The following is an 18,152-nucleotide window of genomic DNA, read 5'->3' on the forward strand; positions in this document are numbered from 1 at the left end:
GGATCGGCGCGCCCGCCGCGCACCTTCCGCGGTTCTGTCGCCCGCGGCGGGCACACTGACGGGATGAGTCGTGCGCCCCATCCCCTCGAACGCTTCGGACCGGCCACGCGGACCTGGTTCGACCAGGCCTTTCCCGCCGGCCCCACCACCGCGCAGTCGGGCGCCTGGGAGTCCGTCTCGGAGGGGCGCAACACGCTCGTCGTGGCCCCGACGGGGTCGGGCAAGACCCTGTCCGCGTTCCTGTGGTCGCTGGACCGGTTGCTCACGGCCCCCGCTCCCGAGGACCGGTCCCGGCGGTGCCGCGTGCTCTACGTGTCCCCGCTCAAGGCGCTCGCCGCCGACGTGGAGCGCAACCTGCGCGTCCCCCTGGCGGGGATCGCCGCGGCCGCCGGCGCCGCCGGACAGGAGCTGTCCCGGGTCACCGTGGGCGTGCGCACCGGGGACACCCCCGCCGACGAGCGGCGCAGGCTCGCCACCCGCCCGCCGGACATCCTCATCACGACGCCCGAGTCGCTGTTCCTGGTGCTCACCTCGCGCGCCCGCGAAGGGCTGTCCGGGGTGGAGACGGTGATCGTGGACGAGGTGCACGCCCTCGCGGGCACCAAGCGCGGCGCCCACCTGGCGCTCAGCCTGGAACGGCTGGAGGCCCTGCTGGAGCGGCCCGCGCAGCGGATCGGCCTGTCGGCCACCGTGCGCCCGCCCGAGCTCGTCGCCGAGTTCCTCGGCGGCGCCGCGATCGTGTCCCCGCCCGACGCCCCCGGTCTGGACCTGCGCGTGGTGGTGCCCGTCCCCGACATGGAGGAACCCGACGCCCCCGAACGTGCGGTCCTCCCGCCCGACGCCCCCGAGGAGACCGGCGCCGAGGAGACGGGCGCGGAGATCGAGCCGGTCACCGGGGGTGCGCCCGCGGCGGTCGACCGGAGCGCGTTCCCCGACCGCCCCGAACCGGACCCGCGCGGCGGCGGGACCCGGCGGGGAGGGTCCATCTGGCCGCACGTCGAACGCCGGGTCCTGGACCTCGTCGAGTCCCACCGCTCCACGATCGTGTTCACCAACGGGCGCCGCACGGCGGAGAAGCTGTGCGCCCGCGTCAACGACCTGCACGCCGAGCGGCACGGGCGGGAGCTGCCGCCGGAGGAGTCGGCCGCCCAGGTCATGGGCCAGTCCGGGCAGAGCCGGGGCGCGGACGCCGTGGTGGCGCGCGCCCACCACGGTTCGATGTCCAAGTCGGAGCGGGCGCTGATCGAGGACGACCTCAAGGCGGGCCGCCTGCGCTGCGTGGTGGCCACCTCCAGCCTGGAGCTGGGCGTGGACATGGGCGCGGTCGACCTCGTGGTCCAGGTGGCGTCGCCGCCGTCGGTGGCCAGCGGCCTGCAGAGGGTCGGCCGGGCCGGGCACCAGGTCGGCGAGACCTCGCGCGGGGTGTTCCTGCCCCAGTTCCGCGGCGACCTGCTGGCCACGACCGTGGTGGCCGAACGCATGCGCGCGGGCGGCATCGAGCGCCTGGAGATGCCGGTCAATCCGCTGGACGTGCTGTCGCAGCACATCGTGGCGATGGTGGCGATGGACGACTGGACGGTGGACGGGCTCGCCGCGCTGGTGCGGCGGGCGGCTCCGTTCGCCGGCCTGGCCGACTCCGTGCTGGAGTCGGTCCTGGACATGCTGTCGGGCCGCTACCCCTCGGACGAGTTCGCCGAGCTGCGCCCGCGCGTGGTGTGGGACCGGGAGGCGGACGTCCTGCGTTCCCGGCCGGGGGCGCAGCGGCTGGCCGTGATCAGCGGCGGCACCATCCCGGACCGCGGCCTGTACGGCGTGCACCTGGCCGCGGGGCCGGACGGCGACCGGGGCGGGCGGGCGCCCACCAGGGTCGGCGAGCTGGACGAGGAGATGGTCTACGAGTCGCGCGTGGGCGACGTGTTCGTGCTGGGCTCCACGTCGTGGCGGATCGAGGCGATCACCGCCGACCGGGTCCTGGTCTCCCCGGCGCCCGGCAGACCGGGCCGGATGCCGTTCTGGAAGGCCGACGCCCAGGGGCGCCCGGTGGAGCTCGGCCGCGCGATCGGCGCCATGACCAGGGAACTCGCCGACTCCGAGCCGGAGGAGGCGCTGGCCCTGGCCGAGGAGGCGGGGCTGGACCGGTGGGCGGCCCGCAACCTGGTGGCCTACGTCGCCGACCAGCGGTGGGCCACCGGCCAGGTGCCGGACGAGCGGACGATCGTGGTCGAGCGCTTCCGCGACCAGGTCGGCGACTGGCGCGCGGTGGTCCACTCACCGCTGGGCGCGCGGGTCCACGCGCCGTGGGCGCTGGCGATCGCCGCCCGGGTGCGGGAGCGGTTCGGGGCGGACGCCCAGGTGGTCCACGGCGACGACGGGATCGTGCTGCGTCTGCCCGACACCGACGACCTCGACCGCGCGGGCGGGCTGGCCGACCTGGTGGCCCTGGACCCCGAGACCGTGGAGGCGGTCGTCACCGACGAGCTGACCGGTTCGGCGCTGTTCGCCGCACGGTTCCGTGAGTGCGCGGCGCGGGCCCTGCTGCTGCCCCGCCAGCGCCCGGACCGGCGGATGCCGCTGTGGCAGCAGCGGCTGCGGGCCTCGCATCTGCTGTCGGTGGCGGGGCGGTACGGGTCGTTCCCGATCGTGTTGGAGACGGTGCGCGAGTGCCTCCAGGACGTGTTCGACGTGCCGGCGCTGGTGGAGGTGCTCGGTGACCTCCGCGCCCGGCGGACGCGCGTGGTGGAGGTGCGCACGGAGCGCGCGTCGCCGTTCGCGCAGTCGCTGCTGATGGAGTACACGGCGGCGTTCCTGTACGAGGGGGACGCACCGGCCGCCGAGGTGCGCGCGCAGGCGCTCACCCTGGACCCGTCCCTGCTGGCCGACCTGCTGGGCCACGCGGACCTGCGCGAACTCCTGGACCCGGACGTGGTGGAGCAGGTCGGCGCCCTGTTGCAGAGGACGGCCGCCCCGGTGCGGGACGCCGAGGGAGCGGCGGACCTGCTGCGCGAGGTGGGCCCTCTGACCACGGAGGAGGCGGCGCTCCGGGGTGTCGCGGCGGAGTGGCTGGAAGGGCTGGAGGACGAGGGCCGGATCGTGCGGATGCGCCTCCCCGGGGCCCCGCCGGGGGCCCCGAGCTGGTGCGCCGTGGAGGACGTGGCGCGGCTGCGCGACGCCCTGGGCGCCGAGCCGCCGCCGGGGGTGCCCGCGGCCCTGCTGGAACCGGTGTCGGCCCCCGGGCGCGATCTGGTGTCGCGGTACGCGCGCACGCACGGTCCGTTCACCTCCGCCGAGGCCGCGGCCCGGCTGGGCCTGTCCGAGGACGAGGTGCTGGGTGTGCTGCGGGTCCTGTCGCGTGAGGGCCGCGTGTCGCAGGGCGGGTTCAGGCCGGTCGGAACGGCGCCGCGGGGCTCCGTCGGGGACGGCGGAGGCGGCACGGCGGGCGGGTCGGCCACCGAGTGGTGCGACGCCGACGTGCTCCGGAGGCTGAGGCGCGGGTCGATCGCGCGCCTGCGCCGGGAGGTGGAGCCGGTGGACCCGGCCGTCCTGGCCCGGTTCGCACCGCTGTGGCAGCGGGCGACGCCCTCGGAGCGGTGGCGAGGTCCGGACGCGGTGTTCGAGGCGGTGGAGTCGTTGCGGGGCGCGCCCGTGGCGGCCTCCTCCCTGGAGTCGCTGGTGCTGCCCGCCAGGGTCGAGGGGTACGCGCCGAACCGCCTGGACGAGCTGACCCAGGCGGGCGAGGTGGTCTGGGCCGGGGTCGGGACCCTGCCGGGCGAGGACGGGTGGCTGACACTGGTCCCCGCGGACGAGGCCGCTGTGCTGCTGCCCGATCCCCTGCCGCCGGACGAGGGGACCCTGCCGCACACCGTGCTGGGTGTGCTGCGGGAGGGCGGAGCGCTGTTCTTCCGGGACGTGGCAGACAGGACGGCCCGCGTCACGGGTGCCTCGGCCGTCACCGACCGGGACCTGGTGGAGGCGCTGTGGGAGCTGGTGTGGGACGGCCTGGTCACCAACGACACGCTCGCACCGCTGCGCGCCCGGCTGGGGGCGGGCGCCGCCCCGCGCAGGGCTCCCTCGCGCGCGGGGCGGATCCGGCGTCCGGTGCTGCCGACCCGGTCGGGTCCGCCCTCGGTGGCGGGCCGCTGGTGGGTGCTGCCCGAACGCGAGCCGGACCCCACACGGCGCGCGCTCGCGCGGGTGGAGGCCCGGCTGGAGCGGGCCGGCCTGCTGGTCAGGGGATGGCAGGGGCGCAACGTCTCCCAGGAGGAGTACCGGGTGCTGCGGTCCATGGAGGAGTCCGGGCGAGCGCGCCGCGGCTACTTCGTGGAGGGGTTGGGCGGGGCCCAGTTCGCGCTGGCGGGGGCGGTGGACCGGTTGCGGGCGCTGTCCGGGGACGCGCCCGGCGGCCCGCTCGCCCCGGTGGTGCTGGCGGCGACCGACCCGGCCAACCCGTTCGGCACGGACCTGCCGTGGCCGCGGGGGTCCGAGGAGATGGTGCTCGCGTCGCGGCCCGGACGGAACCCGGGCGCCGTGGTGGTGGTCGACGGGGGCAGGCTGACCCTCTACGCGGGGCGGGGAGGGCGTTCCGTGCTCACGTTCGGGTCTCCCCCGGACCTCTTGGAGCGGGCCGCCCGGGCGCTGGCCGCGGTGGTGCGGGAGGGGGCCGTGGGCGCTCTGACCGTGGAGCGCGCGGACGGCGCGGAGGTGTTCGGAACCCCGGTGGACGCCGCCCTGGTGTCGGCCGGGTTCCACGTCACCCCCAAGGGGCTGCGCCTGCGGCCCTGACCGTCGGAAACCCGTTGCCGGGCGGTGGGGGCGGGACCAGAATGGCCTTCGGCCGGGCGAGGAGCGCCCCGGACCGGCGCAAGGCGGAGGAGGACGTTGGTGGACCCGGAGATCCGGCCGATGCGGCCGGAGGACGAACCGCGCGTGGTGGAGGTGTCCCTGGCCGCGGACACGGTGTTCGCCGACGCTGGTGTGGTGCTCCCGCCGGACGACCCGCGGGAGGTGCTCGCGCACGCGGAGCGGGTCCTGGTGGCGTGCGGACCGCGGGGAGGTCCGGTCGTCGGCCTGGCCGCGACCGTGACCGTCGGCGAGGACCCCCACCTGGAGCAGCTGGCCGTCCACCCCGCCCACGGGCGGCGCGGCGCGGGGTCCGCCCTCCTGGAGGCGGTGTGCGCCGAGGCTGCGGCCTCCGGCCACACGCGCCTCACCCTCACCACGTTCCGCGACCTGCCGTGGAACGGCCCGTGGTACGCGGCCCGGGGGTTCTCGGTCCTGCCCCGTGCCGCCTGGGGCCCCGCGCTGGAGGGCGTGTGGAACGCGGAGGAGCGTGCGGGGATCGGTGTCCTGCCACGCGTGGTGATGGAGCGCCGTCTCTCCCCCACCACCTGACAGGGGTTTCCCGCCCTGGTCCGCGGCTCCGCGGATCGGTCCCGTCCCTCGCAGGCCGGCGCGGGCGCCGAGTCCGCCGCGGGTGTCCGCGGAACACGCCGTAGACTCACGATCCCGTGTCCCCCCGCACCGGAGGCCCCGTGCCGAGTCCCGACGCAGTTCCCTCCCCCCACGGAACCACCGCGGACGGATCCCCGTCAGCCGTCCCGGAACGGGTCCGCCCGCCCCACCCCCCGGGCAGCCGGACACAGGGCCTGCTGATGATCGGCCTCAGCCTGGTGGCCGTCACCGCGGTCGCCGGCTCCCTGCTCGCGTTCGGCAGCGGGTCCCCCCTCGCCCAGGAGGTGCCGGCTCCGGCCGCGACGGCGGAGGGCCCCGCCCTCGTCGACTTCACCGATGAACACGTGTCCCTCAGGTACCCCGAGGGGTGGACGGTCGCGGGACCCGCGCCCCTGCCCGAGCCCGGGGAGTCGGAAGTCCTCTCCTTCCAGAGGATCACGGCGCCGGGCGGTGAGCACACGTTCTGTTTCAACGCGCACGAGACCGACGGCGGGCTCACCTCCATGGAACAGCAGGAGGAGTGGGAGGCGGGCCTCCTCGACGGGGCGGGCATCTCCGACGTGCGCAGAATCGCTCTGAAGCAGGACACGTCGGCTCCACTCGGGTGGGACACGAGCCGTCTGGAGCTGACCTACACCAACACCCGGTGGGACGAGCCCGACCGGTGGGTCGTCTGGCAGTACACCGTCATCGAGGGCCGCGGGTACTTCGTGCAGGCCGACATCCCCGCGGCGGACCTGCCCGCGTACGAGGACCTCGTCGACGCGGTGCTGGACACGTTCGAGCCCGTGCTCTGACACCGGCCCCGGCCGTCCCGGGTCCGTCCGCGCCGGGCGCCCGCCGGCCCCGGGCCTCGGGACCGAACAACCCCGGGCGCACCGTCGGCCGCCGTGCCCCGACGGGTGAGGAGGGGCGGGACACGGCGGCCGACGGTACGCCACAGGTCAGACGGTGGAGGAGAACACCTCGTCGCGAGCGTGTTCGAGGGCGTGCAGGAGCGCGCCGCGCACCACCGGGCTGCCCTCGACCAGGCCCAGCCCGACCTCGGTGGCGTTGGGGGCTATGCGGGCGGTGGCCGCCTGGACCCTCTCGGCCAGCTTGGCCCCGCCCACCCGGGCGACGTCGCCGCCCAGGACCACGAGCCCCGGGTCGAGGATGACGCTGACCGCCGCCACACCGCGCGCCAGGCGTTCGGCGAAGGCGTCCAGGAACGCGTCGCCCTCGGGCGACCCGGCTTCCGACGCCTTCTCCACCACGTCCACGACGTCGGTGCCGTCGATCCCGCACTCCGCCGCGAGCCGGACCACCTGTCCCGCCTTGACCAGCGCCTGGAACCCGTGGGGGAGCTCACGGGAGGCACCGTCCCGCAGGGACTCGTAGCCGCCCGACAGCCCGACGTCGACCGGCATCGGGGCGCCGGGGACCGGCAGGTAGCCGATCTCGCCCGCGCCGCCGGAGCGGCCCCGGTGGATGCGGCCGTCGATCATGGTGGACATGCCCACGCCGCCCGCGGCGCTGAGCCAGATGAGCACGAACTCGGCGACCCCCACGGCGGCCCCCTCGGCGTGTTCGGCCAGGGCCGCCAGGTTGACGTCGTTCTCGATCATGACCGAGCGCTTGAGGTCGGCCCGGAGGGCCTCCAGGATGCCCTCGTGCCAGGAGATCAGGTCGAAGGAGAAGCGGATGTCGCCGGTGCGGGGGTCGACGACGCCGGGGGTGCCGATGACGCACGCCCGCACCTTGTCGAGGGGCACTCCGGCGGTGTCCGCCAGCCGCATGACGGCGGTGTGGACGAGGGAGACCGGGTCGTCGGAGGCACTGGGGTCGACGGTGACCTCGCTCATCACGCGGCCGGTGATGTCGGCGATCGTCGCGGTCACGCGGTGCGCGCTCACGTCCAGGGCCGCCACGTAGGCGCTCTCCGGTACCACCGCGTACAGGGCGGCGTTGGGGCCCCGTCCCCCCGCCTGACTGCCCACGACGCGTACCAGGTCCCGCTCCTCCAGCCGCGCGAGCAGCTGGGAGGCGGTCACCTTGGACAGGCCGGTACGCGTCCCCAACTGCGTCCTGGTCAGCGGTCCCGCGGACAGCAGTAGCTCCAGTGCCGCGCGATCGTTGAGCTGGCGTAGCAGCCGGGGAGTCCCCGGACGTTGAGACATAACCGTGACACCTCACCCTGTTTTTATTAGGAAAGTTTCCTGTTAATTTAGCTCACAACCTCACAGGAGGTCACGTCCTGGCAGGTCCGCGTTAACTTCGGGCCCTCCGGTACCCGCGCCGGGAGGCCAACGTGCTGTCCCAGCACAACCCCCACAGAGACGTCGAGTCGGCGGGTGATCGTTCCATCATCCCAGCCCGGCTCGAGCACAGGCGTCGTACCCCGGCGCGTGGTGCGAAGGGAGATGAGGTACACATGAGGTTCCCCAAGATCGCAGCGGCCACGGCCGTGGTCCTTCTGGCAGCCGCTTGCGGCAGTGGTTCCGACGACTCGGGCGGCGGTGAGGCAGAGAGCCTGACCGTCTGGGTCATGGGCACCTCCCAGGACCCCCTCGTCGAGTACTTCGACGACGCCGAGGCCCGCTTCCAGGAGACCCACCCCGGTGTCGAGGTCAACGTCGAGTTCATCCCCTGGCCCGACGCGCAGGAGTCCATCACCAACGCCCTCGCCGGCGGTGACGCCCCCGACGTCCTGGAGGTCGGCAACGACCAGGTCGCCGGCTGGGCCGCGCAGGGCGCCCTCCTCGACATCAGCGAGCAGGTCGGCGGCTGGGACGCCGCGGCGGGCATCGACGAGAACGCCCTCGAGTACGGCACCTACGAGGGCGTCCAGTACGGCGTCCCGTGGTTCTCGGGCGTCCGCACCCTCTACTACCGCGCCGACTGGCTGCGCGAGCTCGGACACGAGCCCCCCGCCACCTGGGACGAGCTCGTCGAGGTCTCCGAGGCCATCCAGGACGAGTACGACGTCCCCGGCTTCGCGGCGCCGACCGACTTCACCAACGGCATCGCCAGCTTCATCTGGAGCAACGGCGGCGAGATCGCGACGATGAACGGCGACGAGTGGCAGGGCAACCTGACCGACCCCGCCACCGTCGAGGCCGTCGAGTTCTACGCGAGCCTGACCACCGACGGCATCTCCCCGCAGGGCTACGTCGGTGAGAACGAGCTCGTCGCCCTGGCCGACATGGCCAACAGCGAGCTGGGCATGTACATCGACGGCGGCTGGGCCCTGGGCTCCATGGAGGAGCAGGCCGAGGACCCGGCGGTCATGGACAACATCGCCTCGGCCCCGATCCCCGGCGCCGACGGCATCGCCCCGGTCTTCGCGGGCGGTTCCGCCCTGACGGTGTTCACCACCACCGAGCACCCCGCCGAGGCCTTCGACCTCCTCACCGTCCTCGGTGACGAGGAGGGCGGCAAGGCCTACGCCGACGTCGCCGGCTTCTTCCCGGCCTACCCGGCACTCCTGGAGACGCCCGAGTACCAGGAGGACCCGGAGCGCGCGGCGGCGGCCACCCAGATGCAGAACACCCGGTTCTTCCCGACCACCCCGCGCTGGACCGCGGCCGACCAGGACAGCAAGATCCTGCCCGGCGCCGTCCTGGACATCGTCCGCGGCGGTGACGCCGAGGAGGTCCTGGGCGCCGCCAACGAGGAGCTGGCCTCGATCCTCAACCAGCCGGTCGAGTAGTCCTCTCCACCCCACTGTGTAGAGCCGTGCGCGGTCGGCCCACGCCTCGATTGAGAAGACCATGGCACAAACCGTCGAACCAGCGGACGCCCGCGCGGACGCGGAGGCCTTCGCCCCGGCCTCCGCCGAGCCCGCGCCGCGCCGCCGCAGAATTCCCACCCCGTACCTGCTCATCACCCCGGCACTGATCCTCCTCGCGGTCGTGCTGCTCTGGCCGATCGTGCAGATGGTGTGGTACTCGCTCACCAGCTTCACCACGCGCAACCTCCTGCCGAACCAGCCCGGTCCGGAGTGGAACGGCTTCGCCCACTACCAGCAGCTGCTGACCGACCCCGCGTTCTGGACGATCCTGCGCAACACGGTCGTGGTCTGCGCGCTGATGGTCGGCATCACGATGGTGCTGGGCACCCTCGTGGGCCTGATGCTGCACAAGCTGCCCAAGTGGTTCGCCGGGTTCGTGTCCATCGGCATGATGCTCGCCTGGGCCACTCCCGCGCTGAGCGCCTCGCTGGTCTTCCGCTGGCTGTTCCTGCCCGAGCGCGGACTGGTCAACGTCCTCCTGGACAGACTGCCGAACTGGCTGGTCGGCGACGGGTGGCTGGAGTACAACTGGTTCCTCGAACCGGGGTCGCTGTTCTCCGTCCTGATCATGGTGATCGTCTGGCAGTCCTTCCCGTTCGTGGCCGTCTCCGTCCTCGCCGGGCTCAAGAGCATCCCGAACGAGCTGTACGAGGCCGCGAGGATGGACGGCGCGAGCGCCTGGAAGGCCTTCTGGAACGTCACGTTCCCGATGCTGCGGCCGCTGTTCGCCCTGCTGCTGGTCCTCCAGATCATCTGGGACCTGCGGGTGTTCACCCAGCTGTACATCCTGGCGAACAGCTTCCAGAACAAGGACGTCTACCTGCTCTCGTACTACATCTACCAGCAGGGCTTCACCGCCAGCCCGGCCAACTACGGCATGGGATCGGCGATCGCGGTGGTCATGACCGTGATGATCCTCGGAGTCACCGCGTACTACCTGCGCATCATGATCCGCCAGGGGGAGACCCGATGACCGCGATCGACAACACCACCGGCACCGCCGCCCGCGCGGGCACCGCCACCGCCTCCGCCGGGGGCTCCGGATCGGGCGCCGGCCGGGGCGGCACGCGCGCCTACCGCCGCAGCCCGCTGCGCCGCCTGCGCTCCCTGCCGCTGTACCTGGCCGGACTCGCGGTCTTCCTCTTCTCGGTCTTCCCGGTGTACTGGATGGTCGTCACGGCCTTCAAGCCGGTGGGCGAGATCTTCACCCGCGACCAGACCCTGTTCCCGAGCGCGCCCACCCTGGCCCACTTCGACCGGGTCATCAACGGCCAGCTCATCCCGGGTGTGAACTTCTGGCAGTTCCTCGGCAACAGCCTCCTCGTCACCCTCTTCGCCGTGGGCATGGGAGCGTTCCTGTCGCTGCTCGCGGCGGTGGCCGTCGCCCGCTTCAGGTTCAAGCTGCGCACCGCGTTCATCATCCTGCTGATGGTCATCCAGATGGTGCCGATGGAAGCGATGATCATCTCGATCTTCCTCAACTTCCGCCAGCTGTCCGAGGCCAGCGGCGTGCAGCTGCTCGGCAACCTGTCCGGCCTGCTCATCGTCTACACGGCCGTGTCCCTGCCGATCACCATCATGATGCTGCGCGGGTTCGTCGCGGCGGTGCCCAAGGAGCTGGAGGAGGCCGCGGCCATCGACGGCGCCAGCGGGTGGACGATCTTCTGGCGCATCCTGATGCCGCTGGTCGCGCCGGGCCTGGTCGCGGCGAGCATCTTCGCGTTCATCACCGCCTGGAACGAGTTCATCGTCGCCCTGACGTTCCTGGGCCGCAGCACGGACAACTACACGCTGCCGCTGACCCTGTCGTACTACTTCGGCCGGTTCGGCACCGAGTGGGGACCGATCATGGCGGCCTCCACCCTGCTGACCATCCCCGTGATGATCTTCTTCCTGTTCGTCCAGCGGCGCATGGTCTCCGGTCTGACCATGGGAGCCGTCAAGGGCTGACCCGGCCGCCGCCCCGAGCGGGTCCGCGACGAACGCCGTGGGCCCGCACCGGGCACGCCCCGCCACACCGATCCGTGCCCGTGTCCCGCCACCCGTCTGCCCGCACGTCGCCCTCCACCACCCCAACGGGGAGCCCCCGGCTCCAGTGGTGACCCCCCGGGCACCCCTATGCTCACCGAACGGAGCTCGTCATGCCGCACGACCCGACCCTGGCGCGTCTGGCCAACGCCGCGCTGCTGGTGCCCTTCGAGTCCTACCACGCCCCTCGCTGGGTCCTGGAGGGTCTGGCGGACGGCATCTCCGGCGTCTGCCTGTTCCACAACAACCTGGACACCCCCGAACAGGTGACCGCGCTCAACGCGGCCCTGTCCGAGGCCGCGGACACCCCGCTGATCTCGCTGGACGAGGAGGGCGGCGACGTCACCCGCATCGGCCAGGCGCGCGGCAGCGACTACCCGGGCAACGCCGCCCTGGGAGCGGTGGACGACCCGGACCTGACCCGCGACACACACCGCTCGATGGGCGACCGCCTCGCCGAACTGGGCTTCAACCTCGACCTGGCGCCGTCGGTGGACGTCAACGTCGCCGACGACAACCCCGTGATCGGCACCCGCTCCTTCGGTTCCGACCCCGAACTGGTCGCCCGCCACGCGGCTGCCGCCGTGATCGGGCTCCAGTCCTCCGGCGTGGCCGCGTGCGCCAAGCACTTCCCGGGCCACGGCGCCACCTCGCAGGACTCCCACCACACGCTGCCCCGCGTCGAGGCCGACGCCGACCTGCTGCGCCGCCGTGAGCTGCTGCCGTTCCGGGCCGCGGTGGAGGCGGGGGTGCAGTCGATCCTGACCGCGCACATCGAGCTGCCCGGGCTGGGCGGCGAGGGCCCGGCGACGCTGGCGCCGCACATCCTCAACGACCTGCTCCGCGACGAGCTGGGCTTCCGGGGCGCCGTGGTCAGCGACGCGATGGAGATGGAGGGCGTCAGCGGCCGGATCGGGATCGCGGAGGCGAGCGTGCGCGCGGTGGCGGCCGGCGTGGACCTGCTGTGCCTCGGCCGCCGGGTGTACGCGGACCAGGTCGAGCTGATCCGCGCCGCACTCGTCGGTGCGGTCCGCGAGGGCCGCCTCCCGGGGCAGCGCCTGGAGGAGGCCGCGGAGCGCAACGCGCGCCTGCGCTCCTGGATCCGCGAGTCGGCCGCACGGCGGGTGGCTGCTCCCTCCGGCGGACCCGTGGGCCTGGCCGGGGCCCGGCGCGCCGTTCGCGTGGACGGGGACCTGCCGCCCCTGAACGACCCCTTCGTGGTCGAGGTGGACGCGCCCGCCGGCATGGCCGTGGGCGAGGTTCCCTGGGGCCTGGGCCCCTGGTTCCCCGGCTCCGAGCGCGTCGCCCCCGACCCGGCCCACGCCGACCGGCTCGTCGCCGGGGCCCGGGGCCGCGACCTGGTGGTCGTGGTCAGGGACGCGCACCGGTACCCGGAGGCCCGGGCGCTCGTGAGCCGCCTGCTCGACGCCCGCCCCGGGGCCGTGGTCGTGGAGATGGGCCTGCCCATCTGGCGGCCCGACTGCGGCGCCTACGTGAGCACGTACGGGGCCGCGCACGTCAACGGTCTGAGCGCGGCCGAACTGCTGGGGGGCGCCGTGGCCGCCCCCTCCCCCGGCAGGAGCTGATCCCCCGGTCCCCGGGAGGGGCGCCGAACCCGGTCGCCCACCCCGTCCGGCCCGGTTCCGCCGTACGGTGGAACCGGGCCGGAGCCGTTCGCACCGTTGCCGGACGCTCCGCACCGGAGAGGAACATCACCGATGTCCCCGAAACCCGGTAGGAGAAGTACCCTTGGCCTGTAGCATCCCGGTCCGTCGGCACACCCGTCGACGCCCGGTGCCCCATTCGCCCTTCTAACCACGGCATAATCACAGCATGCGCCTTTCAGCCCGGGTCGATTACGCGCTTCGCGCGGCAGCGGAACTCGCTGTCGCCAGCGAGGGGCCGGTGACGGCCGAGCAGCTAGCACGCGCTCAGGCCATCCCCGGCAAATTCCTAGAGAACATCCTCACCCAGCTACGCCGTGCCGGGCTGGTGCGCAGCCAACGCGGACCTGTCGGCGGTTACTGGCTGGCCAGACCAGCGGCGGAGATCTCTCTCGCCGACATCATCCGAGCGGTCGATGGACCGCTCGCCAACGTGCGCGGGGAACGCCCCGAGCACGTGGACTACGACGGAGCGGCCCGCAGCCTGCAACAGGTGTGGATCGCCCTGCGCGCCAGCGAACGCGCCATCCTGGAGGGGGTCAACCTCCAGCACCTGGTGACGAACGAGCTGCCCGATGCGGTGCGGACGCTGGCGGAGGACCCCGAGGCCTGGGTGAACCACACCCACCGCTGACCGCGGCGGCCACGGAGGACGTCCTCCCGTCCCCGACGTGAAGGAGCCGACCACCCGAGGGTGGTCGGCTCCTTCACGTCGTCAGGATGCGGCTGTACGGACTGTTCCTGGCCGGGGTCAGACCCCGACCATGTCGGCGACCTGGGGAACACGATCCGGTACCGGCTCGATGCCGAGGTCCTGGGCGGGGACGGGGTCGGTCGTGACCGCGTCGCCCAGCAGGGCGGCCTCCTGGAGCTCGGCGAGGGCGAGCTGGTCGGACACCTCCCGCATTACCTGCGAAAGCGGGACCCCCAGGGCCCCGCAGATCGACGAGAGCAGCTCGGAAGAGGCTTCCTTCTGCCCCCTCTCGACCTCGGACAGGTATCCGAGGGATACACGCGCATCGGCCGACACCTCGCGGAGGGTGCGGCCCTGGCGCTGCCGCAGCCGCCTGAGCACGTCACCCAGTAGGTGACGAAGCAGGACCATCATTCGCGCTCCCTCCCACCGGTAGCGACCTTCATATACAACACCGTACCTGCCCCACGCCCGATTCGGGCACCTCTTGCCGTCCTGTTCGCTGGAGGGGGAACCTCACCCGGGGGTGGTTTTGTTCCCGAGTGACAGGAGAAGGGAAGGGTCCGAAAGATTCAGGTTCGTGCGTTTCCCGCCGTGCTCCCGCGAACAGCCGAGTCCAGGAGCAACAGCGCACCCTCGACCGTGCGGTATCGGATACCCGAACGATCCCCGGTGAAACGGAACTGGTGGACAGTAGTCCGCTCGTCCCTGGTGGCGACCGCCACATGGACGGTGCCGACGGGCTGTCCGTCCTGCGGTTCGGGCCCGGCGACGCCGGTCACCGCGACGCCGTGGTCGGCCCCCAGCAGGCGCCTGACCCCGCGCGCCATGTGGGCCGCCACCTCGGGGTGCACCGCGCCGTGCTCGGCCAGGAGGTCCTCGGGGACGCCCAACACGCCGGTCTTGGTGTCGGTGGCGTAGGTCACCACGCCGCCGCGGTAGGTGCGGGAGGAGCCGGGGACGGCGGTCAGGTGGGCGCCGATGAGGCCGCCGGTCAGGGACTCGGCGGTGGCACAGGTCTCACCCCGTTCCCACAGGGCCCGGTGGACGGCCCCGGCCGCGGTCATCGCCTCGACGGGGAACTCCAGCCCCTCCGAGTCCAGACCCACGCGGTCCTCCTCCGGGCTCATGCCTCGGCTTCCCTCCTGGCGCGGACCGCGCGCACGGCGTCGAGCACGTAGGCCCCGCCGGTCCACAGGGTCACGAACAGGGCCGCGCCCATGACGATGTGCGCGAACCACGTGAAGACGTCGCTGAACGGCAGGACGTGGAGCGGGAACAGGTAGACGCTGATCGCGACGATCTGGAGGACCGTCTTGAGCTTGCCGCCCTTGCTCGCCGGCATGACGACGTAGCGCAGGACCGCGAAGCGCAGGGCGGTGACACCCCACTCGCGGACCAGGATGGCGATGGTCACCCACCACCACAGGTCGCCCTGGAGGGACAGCACGACGAGCGCGGCCCCGGTGAGCGCCTTGTCCGCGATGGGGTCGGCGATCTTGCCGAAGTCGGTGACCAGGTTGTGGCGCCGGGCGAGCTCGCCGTCGATGCGGTCGGTGATGGCGGCGAGCACGAAGACGGCGAAGGCGGCGAACCGCCACCAGGAGCCGTCCAGGAACATGAACCACACGAAGACCGGGACCATGACCAGTCGGCTCATGGTGAGGATGTTCGCGATGTTCCACAGCGGAACGTGGGGGGCGGGCGTCGCCGCGTCGTGGCTGCTCATCTGTCTCCGGCTTCCCCGTCCGGACCGGTCTCGTCCTGCTCGGCCACGAGGTCGGCACCGGCCGACTGGATGACCGTGGCGCGCACCAGGTCGCCGACGGCGAGGCCCTCGCCGTACAGGATGGTGCTGCCGTCCACCTCGGGGGCCTGGTGCTCGGAGCGGCCCTCGTAGGCGCCGTCCTCCAGGACGGTCTCCACCAGGACGGTCACCTCGGAGCCGATCCGCTCCTCGGCGCGCTGGACCATCAGCTCCTCGGAGAGCCGGTTGAGCCGGTCCACGCGTTCCTGGACGACCTCGGCGGGGAGCTTGCCCTCGTGGGAGAGGGCCTCGGTGCCGTCCTCGTCCGAGTACCCGAAGATGCCGATGGCGTCGAGGCGGGCCTCGGAGAGGAAGGAGACGAGGTCCTCGAACTCGGCCTCGGTCTCACCGGGGAAGCCCACGATGAAGTTGGAGCGCGCCCCGGCCTCGGGGGTCCGCTTGCGCACGGTGTCGAGGAGCTCCAGGAAGCGCTCGCGGTCGCCGAAGCGGCGCATGCGGCGCAGCAGGGTGCCGCTGGCGTGCTGGAAGGACAGGTCGAAGTAGGGGACGACGCCGGGGGTGCCGGTGAGGACGTCCACCAGGCCGGGCCGGACCTCGGCGGGCTGGAGGTAGCTGACCCGGACGCGTTCCAGGCCCTCGACGGCGGCCAGGCGGGGCAGCAGCTTCTCCAGCGCGCGCACGTCGCCCAGGTCCTTGCCGTAGGACGTGGAGTTCTCACTGACCAGGAAGACCTCGCGCACGCCCTCGCCCGCCAGCCACTCGGCCTCGCGCACGATCTCGTCGGGGTGCCGGGAGATGTAGGCGCCGCGGAAGGTCGGGATGGCGCAGAAGGTGCAGCGGCGGTCGCAGCCGGAGGCGATCTTGAGGTTGGCGACCGGCCCGCCGGAGAGGCGGCGGCGCGGGACCGCCGCGCGGTAGGGCAGCTCGGTGCCGTCGGCCCCGGGCGCCTCGGCGAAGCCCGCGTGGCCGGGGACGTGCACCTGGGCGGCGTTCCGGTCGGCGGGGCTGATGGGCAGGAGCGTGCGCCGGTCGCGGGGGTCGTGCGGGACCAGGGTGCGGCCGGCCACGACGTCGTCGAGCCGGTCGGTGATGGCCGAGTAGTCGTCGAACCCGATGACCTGGGCCTCGGGGAGGGCGTCGGCCAGCTCCGAGCCGTACCGTTCCGCCATGCACCCCGCGGCGACGACCTTGCCGCCGTTCTCGGCCGCTTCGAGGAGGGTCTCGATGGAGTCCTGTTTGGCGGCGTCGATGAAACCGCAGGTGTTGACCACGGTGACGTCGGCCTTGGTGTCGCCGTCGACGAGGTCCCAGCCGCCCGCGGACAGACGCCCGGCCAGCTCTTCGGAGTCGACCTCGTTACGCGCACACCCCAGGGTGACGAGAGAGACAGTACGGCGCGATGACATGGCTTCCAAGCGTGTGGGAGAGCTTCGAGTGTGATGCGGGGGCCGGGGCGGACCGCTCGGACCGCGCGCACGGCACGGCGCCGGTCGGCGCCGCCCGCAGCCCCCCACATTACCTTGACCGGCTCACCCGCCCGTACCCCGGCCCGACTTCCCCCAGGCCGCGGGCAGTGTCATCACTGGTCGAAGCCGTCCGGGCCGATGGCGACCTCCTTGACCTCACCGCTCTCCCCGGCGGGTCCGATGTCCTTGCCGTCGATCGAGACCTGGACCGCTCCGGCGTTGCCGACCCACAGCATGACGCCCTCCTCCGCCGTGAACTCCTGCTCCTCGTCCTCCAGGAGGAAGCCGGTGAACAGGTCGTCGCCGTCGGCACCGGTGAGCTTGATCCAGCTGCGCTGGGCGGACACCAGTCCGAGGGTGAACTCGGCGGGCTCCTCCACGGCCTGCTTCGCCGCGGGGGCCGCCGCCGCTTCGCCCGCGCCCTCCACGCCCTCTTCGGGCAGTACCGCGGAGTCCACGGTCCCGCCGCCGCCGTTGGACTCGAAGGCGGTGCGCAGCGGGTTGTCGCCCTCCCAGTCCTGCCAGGTGCGGACGCCGACGACGACGCCCAGGAGGATGATGATGCCGACCACCGCCCAGGGCCAGTGGCGGCGGACCGCCTCGCCCCGCCCGGGGCGCGTTTCCGTGACGGTCGGGCGCGGCACGGTCCGGGTGTCCCCGGGGCCGGTGCCGTGTTCGTCCCTGACCCGGGGGATGCCCCTGGTCCCCCGCCGTCGCTCCGGCGACCGCGGCTCGGGGACGGCGACCGCCTCCTCCGGCTCGATCTCCTTCGCCTTCTCCTTGCGGGTCCGGCCCCGCCGCAGTCCGCGGCCCAGGTTCTGGGTGCGCTCGAAGTGGCCCCACTGCTCGGAGTTGGATCCGGGGTCGGCGGCGTCGTCGCCGAAGCGCCGGACCGGTCCGGCCATCGGCTCCTCGTCGCCGACCACGACCGTGCCGTTCCTGGAGGCCGCCACCGCTGCCCTGACAGCGGCGGGCGAGGCCGCCGGGTGGCGCGGTAGGGGCACGAACGCGGGCGCGTCCGAGGACGCGTGCTCGCGGTCGTACTCGGCCAGCAGCGGCGCCGGGTCCAGGCCGAGCGCCCTGCTGAGGCCGCGGATGTGGCCGCGTGCGTAGAAGTCCCCACCGCAGGGGACGAAGTCCTCCTCCTCGATGCCCTCGAGGACGGAGTCCCGGATGCGTGTACGGGCGCTGAGATCCGCGACCGTGTACCCCGCTGCGATTCGGGCGGCGGCCAGAGTGTGACCGATCGTCGCCATGAGCACTCTCCCGGCAACTGTGTGTGACTGACGTGTCCCACTCTGCCGTCCGTGGC

The 18,152-nt window shown here is 73.0% G+C and carries 14 protein-coding genes; 8 read left to right on the forward strand and 6 right to left on the reverse strand.

All coding sequences use genetic code 11. The annotated features are described in order from the left end of the window. Positions 1–63: 63 nt before the first annotated feature. From Q8791_RS00405 to Q8791_RS00415, 3 genes are all read left to right on the forward strand, one after another. Positions 64–4,779, forward strand: coding sequence for a DEAD/DEAH box helicase (locus Q8791_RS00405; RefSeq protein ID WP_330089514.1), 4,716 nt, complete (start codon positions 64–66; stop codon positions 4,777–4,779). A gap of 120 nt (positions 4,780–4,899) precedes the next feature. Next, positions 4,900–5,388 carry a GNAT family N-acetyltransferase gene (locus Q8791_RS00410; protein WP_330089784.1) on the forward strand — a complete coding sequence of 163 codons (489 nt, stop codon included), beginning with the start codon at positions 4,900–4,902 and terminating at the stop codon, positions 5,386–5,388. Between the two features lie 260 nt (positions 5,389–5,648). Further along, the gene (locus Q8791_RS00415; protein WP_330089515.1) at positions 5,649–6,245 is read left to right on the forward strand and encodes a hypothetical protein; all 597 of its coding nucleotides are present in this window, start codon (positions 5,649–5,651) and stop codon (positions 6,243–6,245) included. 147 nt (positions 6,246–6,392) lie between these two features. Here the strand turns inward: Q8791_RS00415 and Q8791_RS00420 are convergent, their stop codons facing one another. Next, the gene (locus Q8791_RS00420) at positions 6,393–7,607 is read right to left on the reverse strand and encodes an ROK family transcriptional regulator (protein ID WP_330089516.1); all 1,215 of its coding nucleotides are present in this window, start codon (positions 7,605–7,607) and stop codon (positions 6,393–6,395) included. Positions 7,608–7,861: 254 nt separating this feature from the next. Between Q8791_RS00420 and Q8791_RS00425 the strand changes: the two genes are divergently transcribed. The 5 genes from Q8791_RS00425 (at position 7,862) to Q8791_RS00445 (ending at position 13,546) form a co-directional block, all read left to right on the forward strand. Beyond that, entirely contained in the window at positions 7,862–9,139 is a 1,278-nt protein-coding gene (locus tag Q8791_RS00425; protein WP_330089517.1) for an extracellular solute-binding protein, read from the forward strand. Between the two features lie 61 nt (positions 9,140–9,200). Further along, the gene (locus Q8791_RS00430) at positions 9,201–10,193 is read left to right on the forward strand and encodes a carbohydrate ABC transporter permease (RefSeq protein ID WP_330089518.1); all 993 of its coding nucleotides are present in this window, start codon (positions 9,201–9,203) and stop codon (positions 10,191–10,193) included. Next, positions 10,190–11,170 (forward strand): carbohydrate ABC transporter permease, encoded by a 981-nt coding sequence (locus tag Q8791_RS00435; protein ID WP_330089519.1) that lies wholly within the window; start codon positions 10,190–10,192, stop codon positions 11,168–11,170. The genes Q8791_RS00430 and Q8791_RS00435 overlap by 4 nt, the downstream gene beginning before the upstream one ends. Positions 11,171–11,361: 191 nt before the next feature. Then, positions 11,362–12,834 carry a glycoside hydrolase family 3 protein gene (locus Q8791_RS00440; protein WP_330089520.1) on the forward strand — a complete coding sequence of 491 codons (1,473 nt, stop codon included), beginning with the start codon at positions 11,362–11,364 and terminating at the stop codon, positions 12,832–12,834. 247 nt (positions 12,835–13,081) lie between these two features. Then, positions 13,082–13,546, forward strand: coding sequence for an RrF2 family transcriptional regulator (locus Q8791_RS00445; protein ID WP_330089521.1), 465 nt, complete (start codon positions 13,082–13,084; stop codon positions 13,544–13,546). A 117-nt stretch (positions 13,547–13,663) separates the two neighbouring features. Here the strand turns inward: Q8791_RS00445 and Q8791_RS00450 are convergent, their stop codons facing one another. The 5 genes from Q8791_RS00450 to Q8791_RS00470 form a co-directional block, all read right to left on the reverse strand. Further along, positions 13,664–14,020 carry a helix-turn-helix domain-containing protein gene (locus Q8791_RS00450; protein WP_330089522.1) on the reverse strand — a complete coding sequence of 119 codons (357 nt, stop codon included), beginning with the start codon at positions 14,018–14,020 and terminating at the stop codon, positions 13,664–13,666. 158 nt (positions 14,021–14,178) lie between these two features. Further along, on the reverse strand, positions 14,179–14,736 hold the full coding sequence (locus Q8791_RS00455) for a CinA family protein (protein WP_330089523.1): 558 nt from the start codon (positions 14,734–14,736) through the stop codon (positions 14,179–14,181). Then, on the reverse strand, positions 14,733–15,335 hold the full coding sequence (gene pgsA, locus Q8791_RS00460) for a CDP-diacylglycerol--glycerol-3-phosphate 3-phosphatidyltransferase (RefSeq protein ID WP_330089524.1): 603 nt from the start codon (positions 15,333–15,335) through the stop codon (positions 14,733–14,735). Before pgsA ends, Q8791_RS00455 begins: the two co-directional genes overlap by 4 nt. Beyond that, the gene (gene rimO, locus Q8791_RS00465; RefSeq protein WP_330089525.1) at positions 15,332–16,780 is read right to left on the reverse strand and encodes a 30S ribosomal protein S12 methylthiotransferase RimO; all 1,449 of its coding nucleotides are present in this window, start codon (positions 16,778–16,780) and stop codon (positions 15,332–15,334) included. The genes pgsA and rimO overlap by 4 nt, the downstream gene beginning before the upstream one ends. A gap of 173 nt (positions 16,781–16,953) precedes the next feature. Then, a complete protein-coding gene (locus tag Q8791_RS00470; protein WP_330089526.1) occupies positions 16,954–18,096 on the reverse strand; it encodes a helix-turn-helix domain-containing protein in 1,143 nt (380 codons plus the stop codon). Between the last annotated feature and the right edge of the window lie 56 nt (positions 18,097–18,152).

The sequence above is a fragment of the Nocardiopsis codii genome, from assembly GCF_036327455.1.
In the GTDB taxonomy this organism is placed as follows: Bacteria; Actinomycetota; Actinomycetes; order Streptosporangiales; family Streptosporangiaceae; genus Nocardiopsis; species Nocardiopsis codii.

Excerpts from the sequence above, each read along its gene's own strand:
- Q8791_RS00405 (WP_330089514.1), top strand. The coding sequence starts at position 64 with ATGAGTCGTGCGCCCCATCCCCTCGAACGCTTCGGACCGGCCACGCGG.
- Q8791_RS00410 (WP_330089784.1), top strand. The coding sequence starts at position 4,900 with ATGCGGCCGGAGGACGAACCGCGCGTGGTGGAGGTGTCCCTGGCCGCG.
- Q8791_RS00415 (WP_330089515.1), top strand. The coding sequence starts at position 5,649 with ATGATCGGCCTCAGCCTGGTGGCCGTCACCGCGGTCGCCGGCTCCCTG.
- Q8791_RS00420 (WP_330089516.1), bottom strand. The coding sequence starts at position 7,607 with ATGTCTCAACGTCCGGGGACTCCCCGGCTGCTACGCCAGCTCAACGAT.
- Q8791_RS00425 (WP_330089517.1), top strand. The coding sequence starts at position 7,862 with ATGAGGTTCCCCAAGATCGCAGCGGCCACGGCCGTGGTCCTTCTGGCA.
- Q8791_RS00430 (WP_330089518.1), top strand. The coding sequence starts at position 9,201 with ATGGCACAAACCGTCGAACCAGCGGACGCCCGCGCGGACGCGGAGGCC.
- Q8791_RS00435 (WP_330089519.1), top strand. The coding sequence starts at position 10,190 with ATGACCGCGATCGACAACACCACCGGCACCGCCGCCCGCGCGGGCACC.
- Q8791_RS00440 (WP_330089520.1), top strand. The coding sequence starts at position 11,362 with ATGCCGCACGACCCGACCCTGGCGCGTCTGGCCAACGCCGCGCTGCTG.
- Q8791_RS00445 (WP_330089521.1), top strand. The coding sequence starts at position 13,082 with ATGCGCCTTTCAGCCCGGGTCGATTACGCGCTTCGCGCGGCAGCGGAA.
- Q8791_RS00450 (WP_330089522.1), bottom strand. The coding sequence starts at position 14,020 with ATGATGGTCCTGCTTCGTCACCTACTGGGTGACGTGCTCAGGCGGCTG.
- Q8791_RS00455 (WP_330089523.1), bottom strand. The coding sequence starts at position 14,736 with ATGAGCCCGGAGGAGGACCGCGTGGGTCTGGACTCGGAGGGGCTGGAG.
- pgsA (WP_330089524.1), bottom strand. The coding sequence starts at position 15,335 with ATGAGCAGCCACGACGCGGCGACGCCCGCCCCCCACGTTCCGCTGTGG.
- rimO (WP_330089525.1), bottom strand. The coding sequence starts at position 16,780 with ATGTCATCGCGCCGTACTGTCTCTCTCGTCACCCTGGGGTGTGCGCGT.
- Q8791_RS00470 (WP_330089526.1), bottom strand. The coding sequence starts at position 18,096 with ATGGCGACGATCGGTCACACTCTGGCCGCCGCCCGAATCGCAGCGGGG.